Origin of the sequence: Clostridium sp. TF06-15AC, from assembly GCF_003481165.1 — a bacterium.
GTDB lineage: Bacteria > Bacillota > Clostridia > Lachnospirales > Lachnospiraceae > Otoolea > Otoolea fessa.
In genome coordinates this window covers 29088-47351 of record NZ_QUKS01000002.1, presented here as the reverse complement: position 1 = coordinate 47351, position 18264 = coordinate 29088, and the positions used below count along the sequence as shown (strand labels likewise).

24 protein-coding genes and 1 tRNA gene are annotated in these 18264 nt (G+C 47.6%); 18 read left to right on the top strand and 7 right to left on the bottom strand.

Features of this window, described 5'->3' with window-relative positions:
* Positions 1–19 precede the first annotated feature (19 nt).
* The 16 genes from DXC57_RS04535 (at position 20) to DXC57_RS04460 (ending at position 10951) form a co-directional block, all read left to right on the top strand.
* On the top strand, positions 20–556 hold the full coding sequence (locus DXC57_RS04535) for a hypothetical protein (protein WP_006059612.1): 537 nt from the start codon (positions 20–22) through the stop codon (positions 554–556).
* Between the two features lie 11 nt (positions 557–567).
* Positions 568–927 (top strand): hypothetical protein, encoded by a 360-nt coding sequence (locus tag DXC57_RS04530; RefSeq protein ID WP_006059613.1) that lies wholly within the window; start codon positions 568–570, stop codon positions 925–927.
* Positions 928–942: 15 nt separating this feature from the next.
* Positions 943–1587: a DUF3885 domain-containing protein gene (locus DXC57_RS04525; protein ID WP_008723402.1), complete on the top strand. Its 645-nt coding sequence runs from the start codon at positions 943–945 to the stop codon at positions 1585–1587.
* A gap of 27 nt (positions 1588–1614) precedes the next feature.
* Positions 1615–2394 (top strand): hypothetical protein, encoded by a 780-nt coding sequence (locus DXC57_RS04520; RefSeq protein ID WP_117552761.1) that lies wholly within the window; start codon positions 1615–1617, stop codon positions 2392–2394.
* A 26-nt stretch (positions 2395–2420) separates the two neighbouring features.
* The gene (locus tag DXC57_RS04515) at positions 2421–3296 is read left to right on the top strand and encodes a hypothetical protein (RefSeq protein WP_007862356.1); all 876 of its coding nucleotides are present in this window, start codon (positions 2421–2423) and stop codon (positions 3294–3296) included.
* Complete coding sequence (locus DXC57_RS04510) at positions 3293–4171, top strand: DUF4261 domain-containing protein (RefSeq protein WP_118651388.1); 879 nt, start codon at positions 3293–3295, stop codon at positions 4169–4171. Before DXC57_RS04515 ends, DXC57_RS04510 begins: the two co-directional genes overlap by 4 nt.
* Positions 4172–4312 (top strand): hypothetical protein, encoded by a 141-nt coding sequence (locus tag DXC57_RS15420; protein WP_006059618.1) that lies wholly within the window; start codon positions 4172–4174, stop codon positions 4310–4312. It begins immediately after the preceding gene.
* A gap of 28 nt (positions 4313–4340) precedes the next feature.
* A complete protein-coding gene (locus DXC57_RS04505; protein ID WP_006773000.1) occupies positions 4341–5303 on the top strand; it encodes a WYL domain-containing protein in 963 nt (320 codons plus the stop codon).
* A 131-nt stretch (positions 5304–5434) separates the two neighbouring features.
* Positions 5435–5803, top strand: a complete 369-nt coding sequence (locus DXC57_RS04500; RefSeq protein ID WP_002569119.1) for a helix-turn-helix transcriptional regulator — start codon at positions 5435–5437, stop codon at positions 5801–5803.
* A gap of 11 nt (positions 5804–5814) precedes the next feature.
* Positions 5815–6429 (top strand): ImmA/IrrE family metallo-endopeptidase, encoded by a 615-nt coding sequence (locus DXC57_RS04495; protein ID WP_002592912.1) that lies wholly within the window; start codon positions 5815–5817, stop codon positions 6427–6429.
* 99 nt (positions 6430–6528) lie between these two features.
* The gene (locus tag DXC57_RS04490) at positions 6529–7065 is read left to right on the top strand and encodes a hypothetical protein (protein WP_002592913.1); all 537 of its coding nucleotides are present in this window, start codon (positions 6529–6531) and stop codon (positions 7063–7065) included.
* A 300-nt stretch (positions 7066–7365) separates the two neighbouring features.
* Complete coding sequence (locus DXC57_RS04485) at positions 7366–7914, top strand: sigma-70 family RNA polymerase sigma factor (RefSeq protein ID WP_006059623.1); 549 nt, start codon at positions 7366–7368, stop codon at positions 7912–7914.
* Positions 7915–8401: 487 nt separating this feature from the next.
* Positions 8402–8782 carry a type II toxin-antitoxin system PemK/MazF family toxin gene (locus tag DXC57_RS04475; protein ID WP_002569115.1) on the top strand — a complete coding sequence of 127 codons (381 nt, stop codon included), beginning with the start codon at positions 8402–8404 and terminating at the stop codon, positions 8780–8782.
* A 30-nt stretch (positions 8783–8812) separates the two neighbouring features.
* Positions 8813–9040 (top strand): helix-turn-helix domain-containing protein, encoded by a 228-nt coding sequence (locus DXC57_RS04470; protein ID WP_002569114.1) that lies wholly within the window; start codon positions 8813–8815, stop codon positions 9038–9040.
* A gap of 104 nt (positions 9041–9144) precedes the next feature.
* On the top strand, positions 9145–9582 hold the full coding sequence (locus DXC57_RS04465; RefSeq protein ID WP_002569113.1) for a helix-turn-helix domain-containing protein: 438 nt from the start codon (positions 9145–9147) through the stop codon (positions 9580–9582).
* Positions 9560–10951 carry a tyrosine-type recombinase/integrase gene (locus tag DXC57_RS04460; RefSeq protein ID WP_007862346.1) on the top strand — a complete coding sequence of 464 codons (1392 nt, stop codon included), beginning with the start codon at positions 9560–9562 and terminating at the stop codon, positions 10949–10951. The genes DXC57_RS04465 and DXC57_RS04460 overlap by 23 nt, the downstream gene beginning before the upstream one ends.
* Before the next feature lie 348 nt (positions 10952–11299).
* On the opposite strand, the gene DXC57_RS04455 is transcribed toward DXC57_RS04460, so the two are convergent.
* The 6 genes from DXC57_RS04455 to DXC57_RS04430 all read right to left on the bottom strand — a co-directional run bounded on the left by DXC57_RS04455 (position 11300) and on the right by DXC57_RS04430 (position 16227).
* Positions 11300–11376, bottom strand: a tRNA-Arg gene (locus DXC57_RS04455).
* Between the two features lie 621 nt (positions 11377–11997).
* On the bottom strand, positions 11998–12876 hold the full coding sequence (locus tag DXC57_RS04450) for a DUF3881 family protein (protein ID WP_022359164.1): 879 nt from the start codon (positions 12874–12876) through the stop codon (positions 11998–12000).
* Between the two features lie 74 nt (positions 12877–12950).
* Positions 12951–13454 (bottom strand): DUF4446 family protein, encoded by a 504-nt coding sequence (locus DXC57_RS04445; protein WP_107000950.1) that lies wholly within the window; start codon positions 13452–13454, stop codon positions 12951–12953.
* A gap of 51 nt (positions 13455–13505) precedes the next feature.
* Complete coding sequence (locus DXC57_RS04440; RefSeq protein WP_118651386.1) at positions 13506–14681, bottom strand: ParB/RepB/Spo0J family partition protein; 1176 nt, start codon at positions 14679–14681, stop codon at positions 13506–13508.
* Positions 14682–14758: 77 nt separating this feature from the next.
* The gene (locus tag DXC57_RS04435) at positions 14759–15529 is read right to left on the bottom strand and encodes an AAA family ATPase (protein ID WP_107000951.1); all 771 of its coding nucleotides are present in this window, start codon (positions 15527–15529) and stop codon (positions 14759–14761) included.
* Positions 15530–15687: 158 nt separating this feature from the next.
* Complete coding sequence (locus DXC57_RS04430; RefSeq protein ID WP_243101281.1) at positions 15688–16227, bottom strand: HD domain-containing protein; 540 nt, start codon at positions 16225–16227, stop codon at positions 15688–15690.
* Between the two features lie 294 nt (positions 16228–16521).
* Between DXC57_RS04430 and DXC57_RS04425 the strand changes: the two genes are divergently transcribed.
* Positions 16522–16725 (top strand): hypothetical protein, encoded by a 204-nt coding sequence (locus DXC57_RS04425; RefSeq protein WP_118651384.1) that lies wholly within the window; start codon positions 16522–16524, stop codon positions 16723–16725.
* Between the two features lie 219 nt (positions 16726–16944).
* Complete coding sequence (locus tag DXC57_RS04420; protein WP_022358786.1) at positions 16945–17895, top strand: alpha/beta hydrolase; 951 nt, start codon at positions 16945–16947, stop codon at positions 17893–17895.
* Here DXC57_RS04420 and DXC57_RS15585 read toward each other — a convergent pair.
* Positions 17892–18158 (bottom strand): hypothetical protein, encoded by a 267-nt coding sequence (locus DXC57_RS15585; RefSeq protein ID WP_118651382.1) that lies wholly within the window; start codon positions 18156–18158, stop codon positions 17892–17894. The two genes, DXC57_RS04420 and DXC57_RS15585, sit on opposite strands and share 4 nt — an antisense overlap.
* Positions 18159–18264 lie beyond the last annotated feature (106 nt).

Sequence of the window (18264 nt, the reverse complement as noted above, 5' to 3'; positions counted from 1 at the left end):
CAGAAAGGAAACAACACCTATGTCAAACAGTAGAGTATCCACTTGGAGTGGAATCCGGAACAAATTGGAGAATGACTACCTGTGCCCGGCACTCCGGGGCCACATCCAGTATTTTGCCACCAGTTACAGCAAAAGCGCCGACCATGAGGGCCGGGCCGCCATTCGTGTGGACGGCGTGGAAGTGCTGCGGAGCAACTACTACACCTATTTTGAAAATGTGTGGACGAAATTTCATCACTTGCGCTCCACCACGCTGAAAGATCACGACTCCGCAAAAGAGGCCATCAATCAGGCTCATGCCTATGCGCTGGAGCAGGGCACCTTTGACCAAAAGGTGTTCTATGAGGCGTTTGGGATCTTTGACAACCAGAGCATCGAGAAAAGCCTTGTCAGCGAGAATCCCCTTGTCCGTATCTTTGCCCTTCTGGATCGCAGGCTTGGCAAGCGCCGCCTGCTGGCTTTGGAGGACTCCATGGAGCAGGAACTGGACTGGGTGCGGGCTTTCTATGTGATCCGGTTGCAGGCCGAAGGGCTGATGGAAGCGAATAACATTTAGGAGGAACCACCATGTCACAGATCGCGTCCTTTTATCTGATAAAAAATAACCAGCGGCAGGAGTTGTCCGACGGTGACTGCTCCGGCGCGGTCTATATGGCCATCTGGGACTGGTGTGAGAGCGAACTGGATCTGGATGTCCGTTTTCCTGCTCCCCAGACGGAAGACACCCTGGACTGCGCTCTGCTGGAGGGAGAGCTGGCGTCTCAACTGCTGGCAGCTCTGCGGGAGCAGGATCTCCCGGAGCTGGCCGCTGAAATTGCCCCGGACTGGGATCTGCCCACCGAGGCGGTGCAAAGCGGGCTTAATACGCTGCGCTCCCATCTGGAACTGGTGCAGGGCGATGCTGCTCTGCTGTATGAAATGACATGAGAACGGAGGGATACCATGCTGGCAAAGCGGTTTGAACACATTTTACATGATCTGGGCATGGCTGGGCTGGAACACCCTCTGTTCTACCATGCACCGGTGGGCATTCGTTTTAAGATCGGCGGGGAGGAACCAATCTATCTGGATAGGCGTGCGGCGAAGCTGAAAACCAACCCCGCTTATGTTCAGGGGGCGCTGGACCGAGCCGCCGCGATCTATCGGGCACTTCCGGCGGTGCCGGACCTTCTGCGGATCGACGGGTATCCCGATGAAGAACCCGCCGAGTCCCTGCTGACCGTTATCCGGCAGCGAGTGGGCCTCCCAGTTCCCGATGAACAACTTTCGGCCACAGAGCAGGATGAAGATGGGGATACCCATGCACAAGTGCAGTTTTACTGGGATCTCAGCAAGATCAGCTTTCAACCAGAGCTGCTTCTTCGGGAAATCATTCTGGGGGACATCGGCGGCTGGAACGGCTTTGTGTCCAGCGTCTATCTGGCTGGGCCGGGGCCGTTCCTCTACCATTTGTACGATGACCGTGGGCTGGATGTGCTGGGCGGCTCACAGAAGCTGCTATTGCCTCTCTATCATCAATTTCATGACTGGATTTTGGAATACGATCTGGAGAAGATTGACCAGATGTTCGCTCCAGCAAAAGAATGACTGCATAACAGAAAAGGAGACATTGCTATGGGACTTGATATTTACGCCGGGCCGCTGACCCGGTACTATTCTCACAACTGGAAAACTGTTGTTCAGCAGTGGGCGGAGGAAAACGGATACACCTTTAACCGCATCACCCCGGACGGGGAACCTGCTGATAACGAGGAAGAAATGTCCCCGGCTGAGGTCCAGGCGGCGGTGGAGAACTGGCGGGATCAGATCTTGAGCGCCATTTCTCAGCCGGGCCAGCCCCCCTACGCTCCCTGGCTTGAAGATAATGAGAAACCTTATTACACCGACAAGCCGGATTGGGATGCCTTCGGCGCTATGCTGCTGGTGGCCGCCTGTCGTACATACGAGGAACCGGTGCCTTCCACCGTGGAGAAGGACTGGATCTTCGGGGAGCATCCTCTGGTCGCCCGCCTTGCATCAGATGAGGAGCGGGTGTGGTCCCTGTTTCGTGGGGCTACCTGGTGGCTCCCTCTTTCTGACAGCTTTCTGTTCCAAGGGTCCTTGCCTACCGATGACACCGCCGCTATCGCCACCTTGGGCGGACTGCGGAAGGAGCTGGAAAAGCTGAACCAGCTGGCGTGGCAGGCCGATGAGGACACTATCCTTGGCTGGGCAGACACGGAGGGATACCCGGTAGACGGAACCGTAGACTCAGATGGACAGTACAGCAAGGCAGACATCCCGGAACACACCCAGTATGACACTCAATCCCTTGCCAAGTTTGCCTTCTCCATGTTCTGGCGGGCCATGCGGTTTGCCGAGGAGCAGCAGGTGCCTATCCTGCTTGACTATTAAAGAGAATTCGTCAGGGGGTGGAGACCGTGGAACAAAAACGGCCGGCAGATATAATTCAGGAACTTCTGGACTACCTGTGGAACGGCCTGGGCCTGGAGGAAAAGGGCTGGAAGCGTCTGAAAAAGGGCGACTTCAAAAAGAAAATGAAAAACGGGCTGACCTATCAGATCTGGTTTGACCGGAGCCGCTACAATTACATAGACTACGAAATCGGCCATGGGAATGTGGAGGTGGGCTTCAGCTGTATCATAAAGCAGGGAGATGACTACCTCTACTCTTTCAGAATTGAACCCACAACAGGCGGTTCATTCTTTCGGATGCTGACAGAGGACCTGCGGCTGAACACCGGGCTGCTGGACACCTTTCTGCCCCTGGTCAAAGCCAACTACCTCGACTTCATCGACCGCTTCGAGGCAGACCCCGTGGAGGCATTACAGCCGGTCTGCGCCCCCTTCACCGAGGCGGAGGACTACAGCTGGTTCATCTATGTGCGGGAGCAGATGGTGGAACGGTACGGAACGGCGGAGCAGATGGAGGAGTACCGCCGTCAGGCGGAATTGCGCGGAACGCCTGGACACAAGGCAAAGAACTGGATGGGTTCGATGTTGTTCCACCTCTCCCACGCCAATGATGTGGATCAAGCCTGGGCCTCAAGCCGCACCAGAGAGGAACTGGACCAGGTGGTGGAACCCTTTGTGCAGGCCAAGCGGCAGACAGGACAGTGGACACAGGAGGATGAGGCGGGCTATCAGCTCTACCGGCAGGAAACAGATCCGAAGAAGCGCACCTTTCGGGTATGGTATCTCATCGCCAACCCCCGCGGCCTGCCGAAAGAGTTTGTCCAGAAAGAGCTGGAGTTTCGGTGGAAACTGTTCCCAGAAAAGAAGGAGGAACCCAAATGAGCAATAAAGCTTTCCAGCAAAATCTGGACGACAAAAAAGGCCCCCAGCCCGGAGGTCCCTATCTCATTCAGATGCTGTTCAAAGAGCCGGTAGAAATGCCGGATAAAGAAAAAATGACTGCCATAATGGAGAAGCACATCGGATCAACAGAGTGCTTCTGTTATGATAAGAAAATGGCCGGCTTTGCCGCCCTGGATCATGTCGCGGAATTTCAGGACGGCAAGTGCCCGGTACAGCTGATGGTGATGAAATGCGACAAGTTCAAGGGCAAAGGCTTTGATGCCTTTCTGATGAGCCAGATGTGGGACTGCCAGGAGGACCGTGACCGGATCTTCCGGGAGTGCAAATATCAGGTGGTGGCCACCGATATGCTGACTGCGGCGCTTCCAGCGCTGGAGCGTGCCAACCTGGATGCCGACTTTCTGGAGGCTCTGGCAGAGCTGTACCCCACCTGTGAGGCGTTCTATTTCCAGAACTGCGGCAAGCTGTTTCTGGCAGAGGATGTGCGCTCCCATCAGATTGAGGGGCCGGATCGGTTCATCCGCTTTGGCGTCAATGTCCGTTTCTTCAGCATCGAGGGCACGGAGGATATGCTCATCGACACGGTGGGCATGAGCACCCTGTTTTTGCCGGATCTCCAGTACCACTTCCACGGCATGGACCCCAACTGGGTGGTAAACCACGCCTATAATGCAGCGTCCTATATTCTGGAGCATGATAACCCCATTGAGGATGGGGAAACCATAGACGGCGTGGCGGATGGCCAGATGTGCCGGGAGATCCAGTGGAAGTGCCAATATGAAGATGCCTTGATCCAGCCGCCCAGAGGGGTGCTGGACATCAACATGGGAAACTATGCTTCGGGAGGACGCTGAATGAATGGCGTTGTGCTCCTGGTAGGCGGACTTCTGCTTGTGGCGGTGATCAAGCTGATTATAGATCGAAATTGGATCGGCCTGCTTCTCTGTGCTGTCGCCCTGCTTCTGGTCTTTGGGGCTGGACACCATACAAAATAGGCCATTTTAAGAATCGAGGAGGTGAAGTATGCAGAATTCAACAAATATGCGGATACTGGAATTACTCCGGTTTCTCTATGAGCGGACCGATGAAAACCATCCCGCCACAGTATCTGACATCATTGCCCATCTGAATGGAAAAGGAATTCAGGCAGTGCGGCAGACTGTTTACGCAGATACCAATGCGCTGATCGATGCGGGGATTGATATTGTGGTGGTTAAGAGTACCCAAAACCAATATTTTATGGGAAACCGCCTGTTTGAGTATCCAGAACTGAAAATGCTGACAGACGCAGTAGCATCCTCGAAGATCATTTCTGCCAAGAAGTCTGAGGAGCTGGTGCAGAAATTATGCCGTCTGACCAGTCTACATCAGGCAAAGCAGCTTCAAAAATTTGCTGCTTTATCCAGCCGTGTCAAACCGCATAATGAAAAGGTTTACTACATCATTGACAATATCCAAACAGCGATTGGAAACCATCAGCAAATTCGGTTCCAATACTATGAATATACTCAAGAAAAAAAGAAAATCTTAAAGCATGATGGATATTATTATGTCGTAAATCCTTATGCGCTTGAATGGAAAAATGACCATTACTATTTGATTGGATTTTCTCTGAAGCATCAGAAAATTGCTCACTTCCGTGTAGATCGGCTAACAAGTGTAGAAAATCTGGAAACTTACTTTATGCCGATAGAGGGATTTGATGTAGCCTCCTATACAAATAAAATGGTTGATATGTTTACATCGGAGTCATCGAAGGAAGTAACCCTTCTATGTGAAAACGAATTGATGAGAGTAATCATAGATCATTATGGAGAAGATGCTGCTGTTGATAGGTATGATGATACACACTTCACAGCCAAAATTGAAGTGAACCCCAGTGGAACTTTTTATGGCTGGATATTCAAATTCAAAGGGAAAATAAAAATTCTCTCTCCCAAAGAGTGCATTACGGAAATGCAGCAAATCGCTCAGGAATTTATATAGCGCAAAAGAGGTGTTATTGATTTTTAACACCTCTTTTCAAATGAAATTTTTATCCTTGAAGTGAACAGATGTTCGATATACAATATAAGCAAGATGTTCGCAGTTCGTCGAACAAATGAGAGGTGAATGCTGTGGGCAATATAACTTTTGGATCATTTATAGCCGAGAAACGCAAGGCGCACAAATTCAATTTACGCGATACAGCCAAGCATTTGAATATTGCTTACGGTTATCTGTGTGATATTGAGCAAAGCCGCCGTCCTGCACCCAATGGAGATTTTGTGGAACGCATCTCTGCCTTTCTGAATTTGGATAAATCAGAACATGAGTTGCTTTTGGATCTGGCTGCAAAATCACGCAATACAGTATCTGCTGATTTGCCAGACTATATCATGGAAAAAGATATTGTTCGGGCAGCCTTGCGTGTGGCAAAAGAAGTAGATGCTACCGATGAAGAATGGCAGACATTTATGAAAATGCTAAAGGAGCGTAAACGATAGGGGGGAGAGCTTTGTCAATTCCACAAATCCGTACAGAAGCAATCGAGGCAGTAGGGCGAAAAATCCTGATGGAATATGATCCCTCTCTGCTATCCGGGCAACCATGTCCTGTGCCAATCGAAACCATTATCGAGACAAAGTTTGATCTAATCCTGGAGTTTCATACACTAAGAAAAAACCCCAAGATATTAGGGGAAACAATTTTCGATGACGGTGCTGTTGTCTTATATGACCAGATACAGAGACAGTATCGAATGATTGCAGTAAGAGCCGGTACAATCTTAATTGATGAACGGCTTTGTGATCCGTCAAAATTAGGGCGGCTCCGTTTTACCTGTGCCCATGAGCTGGCTCATTGGGTACTACATAAGAAGTTGTACTCCGGTACTGGAGATGTTGCTGCTTATAACGGAAATGTTTCTTCCGACGAAAGTCATGGCATAATTGAGCGTCAGGCGGATACTCTGGCTTCTGCTCTGCTGATGCCTTTACCGCAGATCAAAAAATGTTTTTACCGGCTTAAAATAGGCCGGACAGATGAACAGCTCATTGCTGAAATGGCAAATATTTTTGAGGTTTCCAAGCAAGCAATGCAGATTCGTCTAAAATCCAGAAACCTGATATAACCAAATGGGGGAATAGAGAGAGGCACTGCCCTCTCTCACGCTGCTATGCTATTTTGTACCTAATATGTTCGCAATATTGCGAACAAGGAGGGATGTTCTATGAGAAAAGAAAGCACAACAATCCAAAAATGTAACAGCAGGCTAACAGCTTTGGGGCTTAACAGCGACGCTGCGTTTCATAGAAGTAAGCTGATTCTAAAGATTTACCGTGATGTAGTCTGGGTTCTGAGTGAACGGGCAGAAGAATTACAAGAAACTGCTTGGATTATGGGAGAACAAGATATAGAGTCTGGCCTCTGCTATCTTGAAAATTTTGCACCAGATATTGAACTGCAAGCCTTTGAAGAAAAAGTTTGCTGCCTTGTTCAAAATCAAATGCTGGTCAATATTATTGACCGTGCACTCCTTCGTCTGAAACGGTATCCGGATCGAGGAGAACTTTACTATGAAATTTTGACTAAGCAATTTATCTATCGGTTCAACAGTACAGAGAAAGAATTGCTGGAAGAACTAAATATAGAGCGCAGTGTCTTTTATGACCGAAAACGAGAAGCCATCTATTTATTTTCTGTTTGCTTGTTTGGATATTCTATTCCAGAAGTCCTGGAGGAGCTGCCCCGACTAAATCCCGACTAAATCCCGACAAATCCCCGACCTAATCCCTACTCCCTTCCGACTTCCGACCTGCTATACTTGTTATAGTGGCAGGAATGCGCTAAATTGAATACTTTTCTACATAAGGCCCGGCATTAACCGGGCTTTTTTCATTCCTGCTGCAATATGGCGGCAGGAACATGGCTGGAGGTGAAAACACTTCCGGCCTTTTTCTTTGCCCGGTATTAGGAGGCCGGTATGCGCTGGGAGGCGTACATAGCAAAATATCCATGACACCGTTCAAATTCGCTGACTACCAAGAATTTGAACGGAGGAAAGGATATGACGAGAGTATTCATTTGGAAAAATAACAGCCCACAGGAATGGGAGGAAATCAGTTTTTCAGCGTTCAGTAAGGCACGCCGCAATGGTTGCTTTACTGGGCGCTTTTTTGTTGAAACAGTCAAAATGTTCCGTGATGAAGATGACCGCATTATCATGGAATGTTCTCGCAAAGATTTTGAAAAATACCAACAGGAGGACCGCCACAGCCGCTATCTCCAGGAACATGAGAAAAGTCGCTCTATATTCCCGGCTTCTCATGTGGGAGATCGTGACGGCACAGAGGAAGGTTATCAGGATACAGATTTGTTTGTGGATGAATCTGTTGATACTGCGGAACAAGCTATTCAGAATTTACTTCTTGAGGATTTACACCAAGCTCTATTGAAACTGAGTCCGGCAGAACGAGATTTTATATTGTCCTATTATGAAATGAAAATACCAAATGCAACTTGTTTAGCCCAACGATATGGTATTACTCGGCAAGCCGCAGATAAGCGATTGAAAAAAATTGAAGAAAAAATAAAAAAGTTGGTTGCGATTTTCTAAAAAAGTGGCAGTAGCAAGTGAGAGGGAAATCCTTTCACTTGCACCTTGACAACCTCATATACGAATCATTAAGTTTGATCCTCTTTGGGCGTAATAGCCGCTACATCAGCGGTATATTTTCTGAGAGCTGCCACTCGCATAACAGGCCAACCCATTTTTGCTGTATAGATGAGTTTTCGGTTTATCAGAAATATATCAGGCTGGAATACATCGGATGGCATCCGGTCATGGCATAACAAGGAGGAAAGCTCTCTTACAGCCATAGTCCGAGCGTGATAATAACCGTCGCAGGCCATGGGTAAGACCAAACGAAGTGGAGGTGAAACTCCTGAGAAGCAGGCCAGCCACCTGCGGCTTAATGATTACCCAAATCCCTGGGGTGTCGTGGACAAGTAAGGGATAAAACAGGCGCTAAATTGAAGGAGACTCTGTAATTTGCAGAGCCTCCTTCTTACATAATCAAATCTCAAAACATAGGAGGATGAACATGAAAGAAGATTGGATTTATAAGCGTGGGGATTTATATTATGCCAATTTGAACCCTTATTTTGGATCAGAGCAAGGCGGCACCCGTCCTGTCCTGGTTCTTCAAAACAATGTGGGGAATTTTTTCTGCCCCACTTTGATCGTAGCTCCACTCACCAGTAAATGGATTAAGAAAAAGGAGCTGCCCACACACTATGCACTGGAGAGCGTTCCAGAGCTTGGACTGAAATCTGTTGTTCTGCTGGAGCAAATTAAAACGATTGATAAAAGGCGTGTTTTATCGTACATTGGGCGCGTATCTCGCGAAGAAATGAGAGCGATTGATGATGCTCTGCAAGTTAGTTTAGATATTCATATTCCGGAGGAAATGGAGGCTCCGTAAGGCCACTTACCGGATAAAGGAGGCGTTTTTATGTTTGAAGCAAGAATTGCGGAATTGAACCGCTTTAATGAACAAAATCCTGTCAGCTATGACAAAAGAACCTATACGGTCGATGAGATTCAGGACATTTTGGGTATCAGTCGTCCCACAGCATATAATCTGGTAAAACAGGGTGTATTCCACAGCGTCAGAGTCGGCGGTCATATCCGCATTTCCAAAAAGAGCTTTGATGACTGGCTGGATCACGCAGATGAATGATTTGTCAAGGATGCCGATCTCCAAATCGACATCCTTAACTTTTTTTCTGCTTTCTCTTACAATGAGGCCATAGCAAGAAAAACTTTATAGAGGAGGCAAAAGCCATGCAAAAACAAAGAGTAAAGACCAGTATGTCTGTACCAGAGATGGGCAAAATGCTTGGGCTTGGTAAAGTAGAATCCTACTGGTTGGTTAAAAAGAACTATTTCAAAACAATTCAAGTGGCCGGACGAATGAGAGTTATGCTGGATAGCTTTGAAGATTGGTATGCCGGCCAGTTCCACTATAAAAAAGTGGATGGTACACCGCCCGGAGAGAAATGGAGGCATACTACGATGTCAGTTCCGGAAATGGCGGATCTTTTGGGGCTGAAATCTGGCACAGCTTATGACCTTGTTAAAAGGGGCTATTTTGAGACGACCTTGATTGATCGAAGAATTCGTATCATTACCAGCAGTTTTGAAGCCTGGTATCAAAAGCAAACTCATTATGTGAAAATCTCAGAAAGGAGCAATGAAAATGGCATCTATCGTGAAGCGTAAAAGCAAATATTCTGTGGTGTATGATTACACAGATGAAAACGGAAAACGCAGACAGCGTTGGGAAACCTTCAGCACAAATGCAGAAGCAAAAAAACGAAAAAAGCAAATTGAGTATGAGCAGGACTCTGGAACCTTCTTTATTCCTACGGCAAAGACCCTGAACGATCTGCTCGATGAATATATGTCCATCTATGGTGTAAATACCTGGGCAATGTCAACATATGAAAGCCGCCGTGGTCTGGCGAGAAACTACATAACTCCTATTATCGGAGATATGTTACTATCCGACATCACTCCAAGGATGATGGATAAGTATTACCGTGATCTGCTCTCTGTGAAAACGGTAAGCGTCAACAACCGCAAACCCACAAGCGAATATCTGACCCCGCATACAGTAAGAGAAATTCACAAGCTACTTCGCAGTGCCTTTAATCAGGCGGTGCGTTGGGAACTAATCAGCCGTAACCCTGTCCTGAATGCGACACTTCCCAAAGAAGAACATAAAGAACGGGATATATGGACTGCCGAAACGCTGAGCAAGGCTATGGAAGTCTGTGATGATCCTATCCTCTCCCTTGCCTTAAATCTGGCGTTCTCCTGCTCTTTACGCATTGGCGAAATGCTGGGCCTTACCTGGGACTGCATTGATATTGCACCACAGAGCATAGAAAATGGTTCAGCTTATATATTCGTCAACAAAGAGCTGCAACGGGTTACACGAGGTGCATTGGACGATTTGAGCGACAAAGGTGTTATTAAGAAGTTTCCACCTTGCATAGCCAGTACCCATACTGCTCTGGTCCTGAAAGAGCCTAAAACCAAAACCAGTATTCGCCGCGTGTACCTGCCGAAAACAGTTGCCTATATGCTGGTAGAGAGAAAAAAAGAAATTGATGAGCTGATGGATCTGTTTGGAGATGAATACATCGACAATAACCTGGTCTTTTGCTCCAGCAATGGCCGTCCGATGGAAAGTCAGGTGATTAACCGTGCTTTCAATAAACTTATCAAAGAAAACGGACTGCCTCATGTTGTGTTCCATTCTCTTCGCCACTCCAGCATCACCTACAAGCTGAAACTCAATGGCGGCGATATGAAATCAGTCCAGGGTGACTCTGGTCATGCTCAGGTTAAAATGGTTGCGGATGTCTATTCTCACATCATCGACGAGGATCGGTGCATAAACGCTCAGCGATTGGAGGAAGCTTTTTATTCCTCTAAGACTCCTGACCCTGTTGAAGATACAGAGCCTAAAACTGCGGATACTGCCGTCACTGAAAGTGATGAAAGTGATGCAGCGAAGATACTGGAACTGCTTAAAAATCCCGAAACTGCCGCACTGCTCAAGCAGCTGGCAAAAGCTTTATAAAGTCCCTCCCTCAGAAGAACGCCTCTCACTTTGTGAGAGGTTTTCTTCGTTTGAACCACTTTGCACAGTGACCAAACACTTTTTTTGTTAGCAAGGTTCTGAAAGCATTTTTGAGCGATGTTAGCAAATTCGCGATTTTGTTTGCAACTTCCTCTAATTTCTGCTAACAAATGTTTGCAAGTTCCTTTGGTAAAAATCGAACCTCTGACTTACCGCCTTTCTTAGCAAAAGGCCAAATCTCGTTAGCAAATGTTAGCAAACCAAGGTTTTTTGCAAAAAAGCCACAAAAGCCGCAGAAATAAGAAAAGCCGAAAACCCTGATAAATCAAAGGTTTTCGGCGTGTTTGCTGGCGTCCCTGGCGGGATTCGAACCCACGGCCTTTCGCTTAGGAGGCGAACGCTCTATCCTGCTGAGCTACAGAGACTTATATTAAATTGAGACTGGCAACGATCACTTTTCCCCGTAAGGCAGCTGGTAGAGCACAACCTTAGGAGGCGTGTGCTCTATCCAGCTGAGCTATATGGACGTGTCTGATATATGATTATAGCCCGATCAAAGTCGAACTGCAATCCCTTATTTAGTTTTTTTTGAGGTGGCCGTTGTAACGCAACCTTAGGAGGCGCTTGTTATATCCATTTAACTATGGGAACAAATGCCGTATTTTCGGGCTTTTTCAGCCTTTTCGGTCACGGCGACCAACTTTATGAACTCAATCACTTTCGTGATGAATTATCTCTTTCTTATCTCTTCTGATTTTTCAGATTTTGCTTCCTTAAGTGACCCTCAAACGCTACCCTTTTTCTTCAAAAGGGTTCCGCCATGGTTCTACCTTAGGAGGCGAACACTCTATCCCACTGAGCTACAGAGATTTATATGTTTCACGTGAAACATATATCGTCTTTTCATACTGCACTTTATTATAATTCATTTTCATGTGTTCCGCAACTATTTTCTCTTCCCACTTGCTCCGTATGCAATTTCTGTTCTACCGTCTCATTTGCTTTTATCTCCATCCGGACCTGAATCCGACGATTTTTATAGACCTTTACGCAAAATGAGCCGTTCCCATCATCCATATTTTTCCTTTAAACCGACGTCCCGGAAGCGGTTCTCCAAGCAGGTCCATCTTATTGATACCCACGCGGAAATACAGATCGTTGCATTCCACCTTGAGATCATAGATTTCCTCGCCGGTAAACCGGTTTTTCTTACATATAACCTCTTTGATCTCGCCTAAAATCGAATACTGATCGCACTCGATCCCGCTTGGCATAAAAGTTGTATCGACGATCGAATAAATATCCTCTCTCGTCGCCCGGCGCGATGCCATCGAATAGAGATCCAGATCCTCGATTGTTAAGGACTCCATCGCATCCTCGTCGCCATTTTTTGCCGCTTCCAAAAGTTCATCCCGGTTTTTCGCCGCCACTTTGGCTTTTTCAATCTGCAGCGCCGTCTTTTTGATCGGAAGAAGCACCTTGCCCCGATTGGCAAATCCTGCCAGGCTGACCGAAGTCACCTGTAAGCGCTCGCGCTCTTTCCGGTAACACTCCCTGTATTCGATCGGATTCAAGAGATAAAAGATCAGCGAAAGCCCTACCTTATACTCATCCAGAAGCCCCGCATAGGTTTCCTTCTCCGTATGACGCTGAATGGAACATTCTGCCCGCGAGGTTACCTCCTCGTTCAGGATATAGGGATAATAATACTCTATCTCCATCTCATCCTGCTCATTCAGCTCCCCATACATCGCCACGCCGATCCCCGGCGCAACTTCTGTCTTGATCTCATATAATTCGGTCTCCCTGTCAAGCTGAAGACAGCTGGAGGTTCCCGCCTCTCTCGCCAAACAGCGAAGCAGGGCACGGATGTCCTTCTTCTTCTGATACATACTAAATCCGGCAGCTCGCAAAAAACGATGCATATTGACTCCTTCTAACTACAATCCGCAGCTGCTGCCAACACATACAGCCGCCTCATTTCTATCCTTTATTTTCCTTACTTATACCCAAGCGCACGCTCCAGTGCTTCCTTCTCTTCACTTCCTAAAAGCACCTCGGTCTTGCCCTCTACGACATCCTTCAGATACAGGTAACAGCCTTCACGGCTGTGAACAGAATTCAGCACAAATCCCGTGTTGTTATCATCCAGCATGGCAATGACAAAACTCAGATTGCCGCCCATGCCCTTAAACGCATTGTACTTGACAATACCTGTTTTCTGGTATCCAGCCTGCGCCTTGGAGACAACCGAATCCACCAGGCGTTTTGTATCTCCGTCCTTTGCCCGCAGATACTCGGTCTCATCCACCAGTTCCATGATCGTGTCTTCGAGCGTCTCCGCATCTTTTCCCCGCATAAACATATCATATCTGCGATACAACTTCCGATACTGCGAAAAACAGATGACGGATGCAATAAATGATATGAGTGTCAGGATCGCCAGAACGATCACGATAACCCCCGGATCGATGCCAATCCCGCTAAAAATACTGCTCTCCATCTTTCATTCCTCATTTCCCATCATCCGTCCCCTGGGACGAATTTTGTGTGATTACTGTCTTAATGACTCCAAAAGCTCTATCAGACGTTCCAGTTCCGCTGATGAATAGTATTCGATCTCGATTCTGCCTTTATTCTTATCCTTGCGGTTGATCGAAACCTTCGTTCCCATAACCCCTTTCAGCTTCTCTTCCACATCCTTGAAAAAGACCTCCATATCGCGTTCCGGATCTGCTTTCTTTTTCGCCTTTTTCGGCTTCAAAAGCTCTTTCACCAGACGCTCGACCTCGCGGACGCTCAAATGATTTTCTACTGTTTTAAGCGCCAACTGGTACTGTTTTTCACCATCTTCCAGCGAAAGAAGCGCTCTCGCATGACCTCCGGTAAGCCGGTCCTGAATCAGCATCTCCTGCACTCTCTCATCCAGTTTCAAAAGACGCATGCTGTTCGTGATCGTCGCACGGTTCTTCGCTACGCGCTCTGCCACATCCTCTTGACGCAGCCCAAACTCCTGAATCAGCATCTGGTAGGCTTTCGCCTCCTCAATCGGATTTAAATCTGCACGCTGTACATTCTCGATCAGGGCGATCTCCATCGTCTGCTGTCTCGTATACTCGCGCACGATCACCGGAACTTCCCGAAATCCTGCCAGTTTGGCAGCTCTCCACCGGCGCTCTCCGGCAATCAGCTCATAACGATCGCCCTTTTTCTGAACCAGAAGCGGCTGCAGCACGCCGTAACGGCGGATGGATTCTGCCAGCTCTCCGAGCTGTTCTTCATCAAACATCTTACGCGGCTGGCTGACATTTGGCTCAATCTCCGAAATATTTAGAAATTTCTCTTTTTCCACCTCAACGATCTTTACGACCGGCTCCGCTTTTGCCGTCTGTGTCTTCGATTTTGCCGCCGTCTCCCCGGCTGTGCGGGTTTTTCCTTCTGTCGTCGTCTTTCCGGATGCCTTTGCAACTCCCACACGGCTGCCTTTTCCCACTGTTTTCGCAGCTGTCTTTCCGGCAGACGCCGATTTTTTCTGTTTTTTAGATCCCGGAAGCACCATATCCAGCTCTTCCAGGCTCTTTTTCTCTATCTCCTGTTCCGTCTCACGAACGGAAGTCTTTTTTCCGGCTTCATCCGATGGCTTTGCGCTGCTTTTTCCCGCTTCTGCATCCTCGTAATCATTTCCAAAAAAAGCTCCCAGTCCTCTGCCAAGCCCCGTTCTCTTTGACATTTCCTTCCTCCTCACGAACCTCCCGACGCCCCCGGCAGGCATCCTTTCTGAATTTCACTTCACCGTTATTTTCCTGCCTACAGCTCTTCTCCCCGGCTGATCACCTCTGCTGCCAGCAGACGGTAGCTCTCTGCACCGGTCGAGCGGCTGTCGTACAGGTTGATCGGCATTCCGTGGCTCGGCGCCTCCGCCAGTCGCACATTTCTCGGTATGATCGTCTTGTAAATCCGCTCATTTAAGTTCTGTTTTACATTCTCTACGACCTGCAGGGAGAGATTCGTTCTCGCATCATACATGGTAAATACCACGCCCTCCAGCTCCAGCGACGGATTCATCTTTTTCCGGACCAGACCGATCGTCCGGAGTACCTGGCTCAGTCCTTCCAGCGCATAATATTCGCACTGGATTGGCACCAGCACCGTATCTGCCGCTACCAGCGCATTGATCGTCAAAAGACTCAGCGACGGCGGGCAGTCGATGATAATAAAATCATACTGATCGCGGATTGTCTCCAGATAACCGTTTAACACCGACTCTTTATTTTCCACATCCAGAAGTTCAATCTCAGCTCCTGCCAGATTCGAATCCGAAGGAAGAACATCCAGATTTTCCTGAACATCGCGCATCAGACAGTCCTCCAGTGTGCAATCGCCCAAAAGCAGCTCATAGACTGTATCTTCAATCTGTTCTTTTTCCAATCCCAAACCAGTGGTTGCATTTCCCTGCGGATCAAAATCGATCGTCAGAACCCTCTGTCCCGCCTCTGCCAGGCATGCCGACAGGTTGATCGCCGTTGTCGTTTTACCTACGCCGCCCTTCTGATTTGCAATCGCAATCGTTCGTCCCATACCGTATTCCTTCCATTTCCTCGGTTTTATCTCACATGAAAGACAGGAAAAAGCCTTCCCGCAGGCATCCGCACAGCGATTTCCAGCTTTTTCCCGTTCTTGTCTTGCCTAATAGTATAACACACTTAAAACTCATTTCCTACTTTTTTAGAAAAATTTCATTTAAAATGTTTCACGTGAAACATCGGCTCCACCGTCTCCCCCAGAGCACACCATTTATCTGCCAGACACACAATCCATGCCTCGCGGCACTGAGGCGGCACCGGTATCAGCGGAAACATATGACGTGCGATGATATTTTTTTCCTTCCAATTTAAATGGTAATCTCTCTGTGCATTTCCAAGCGCTGTTTTCGAGTGACGGAAGCCGTGCAGGCGGTGCGAGGAATCCTTCTGATGCCAGTCATACAAAAAATAATCGTGCAGCAATGCCCCTCTCACAAGTGATTTTGGTTCCAAGCGAATCTGCCACCGTTCCATCATCCAAAGGCTTGTGTAGGCAACATTGAGGCTGTGGCGGTAAATGGATGTCGTACCATGCTGCATCGCCAGCTTCTCCTCGTCTAAGCGCCCTTCCTGCTTCAGTTCGCGTATCGTTTCCGCCAGCAGCCGCTGCCTGCCCGCCGACAACTGAAAAGATTTCTCTGTCTTCCATTCCATACGATGCTGAAAGCATAACTTATTTTCCTTCTTTATCATATCGCGCATTTCTTTCCCCATCGATTGATTTTTTGATACGTGAACATTATAATAAGTTTAATATCTATTTTCAATGAAATTTTGTTTACATAAAATGGCATGTTCATAACTGTTCACAGGTAGAAATTTTCTGAACTGAAAATTCCGAACGCTACCGTTCTGGTTGCAGATTTTTCCGATTTAAAATGCGAAGCATCGGCAAAATCCCGTTACTTGGGCACACATCTGTGAACTGATATTCTGTGAAAAACACGCTGGAAATAGCTGAACTGGAATACAGGAAAATATGATATAATGAGTGCAAGTGAGCCAGAAAGCTGCTTGCAGATTTATGGCGAACGGCGAATGGCGATCACGATAGCTGCGTCAGCAGTGGTAAGCATCGAAGATGCGAATCGTGATATAATGAGCGCAGAAGAAAAGAATGCGGCTGCGAAGCAGACATATTCTTTTCTTGCGCCATTAAGGAACGAACAGCCATGCGAAGCAGGGCGGTAGAGCGCGATAGCGCGGGTTCGTGAGTGGACGGGTGAGAATACGTTCATATGATATATATGAACACTTAGCGATGCATTTTCGATCCTAGTGCGAGTCATACCTAAATACTTAATGAAGCAGAGCCAAAGGCGATAGCTGAATTTAGTATTTATGGTATAATAGAATTACTTGATGAGATATTTTCGAGTTTAATTTTTCGATTCAAAAGGAGCTTTCTATATGAACACAAAAAACAAGATCATGACCTGCCTGATGCTGTCCGCCGGCGGCGCAGTTTCACTGGCACTTTTAAATAAATATATTCAATTTTCTGCCACCTCCCGCGGTCTGACCCGGGAAGAGAATTCTCTCTGCTACAAATGGCGGCTGGGAAATATCTACTATACAAAATGCGGTTCCGGCAAACCGCTTCTGTTGATTCACGATCTGCACTTTGCATCGAGCGGTTATGAGTGGGAATCCATCCGCGAACAGCTCAGCCGCTCCTACACCGTCTACACGCTCGACCTTCTCGGCTGCGGACGTTCCGAGAAGCCGAACCTGACCTACACAAATTACCTGTTTGTCCAGCTGATCTGTGATTTTATCAAATCTGAGATCGGACATCGGACCAACATTCTCTCCACCGGTGATTCAGCGGCACTGTCTATCATGGCGTGCAGCAACTCTCCAGAACTGTTTGATCAGATCATGCTCATCAACCCGAGCAGCCTTACCGACTGTTGTCAGCTTCCGGGTAAAAATGCCAAGCTTTATAAGCTTCTTCTGGATCTCCCGCTGGCTGGAACGCTCATTTACCACATTGCGTGCAGCCGCTCTATGATCGAAGAGGCATTCCGCACCAAATATTTTTACAATCCGTATACCGTAAAACCAGTTCAGATCGACCGCAGCCACGAAGCCGCACATCTCGGTGAATGTCCGAAAGCGATCTTCTCCAGTATTGAATGCCGCTATACCAAGTGCAATATTTCCAATGCTCTCAGGAAGATCGACAACAGCATCTTCATCATCGGCGGTTCCGAGGAACCGATGATCGAGGCGACGATTCAGGATTACAAGATTTATAATTCCGCAATCGAGTCCTCTATCATCCCAAAGACCAAACATCTGCCGCAGTTAGAACAGCCGGATGCCGTGATGGATGCGATCCATATGTTTTTTTCTTAAAAAAGGATAATAAGTATGCATACCGCGGAGCGTTTTTTCGTCATAGGACGAAGCTTATTACTGTTCATGCATACGTGCCCAGTAACGGAATTTGCCGCATTTAAATACGGCAAATTCCTGCTGCCACCACGTTTTCTTACGGCACTTTCGGTTCCAAAAGTGCCTACCCGTGAACAGCTACTCTCTCTTTCCCACATCTCCATAAAAATTGCTTTTTCATACTCATGCCATGATGCAGATACCATTTTTCCAGTATCTTTCATATTCACAGCGTCATCCTTCCGTACGCCTTGTTTGTTTCTTCTTGATAGGAACGGTCCTATTGTTTCATCCAGGTCCCGCCGCACTATCTATATACAAACAAAGCCC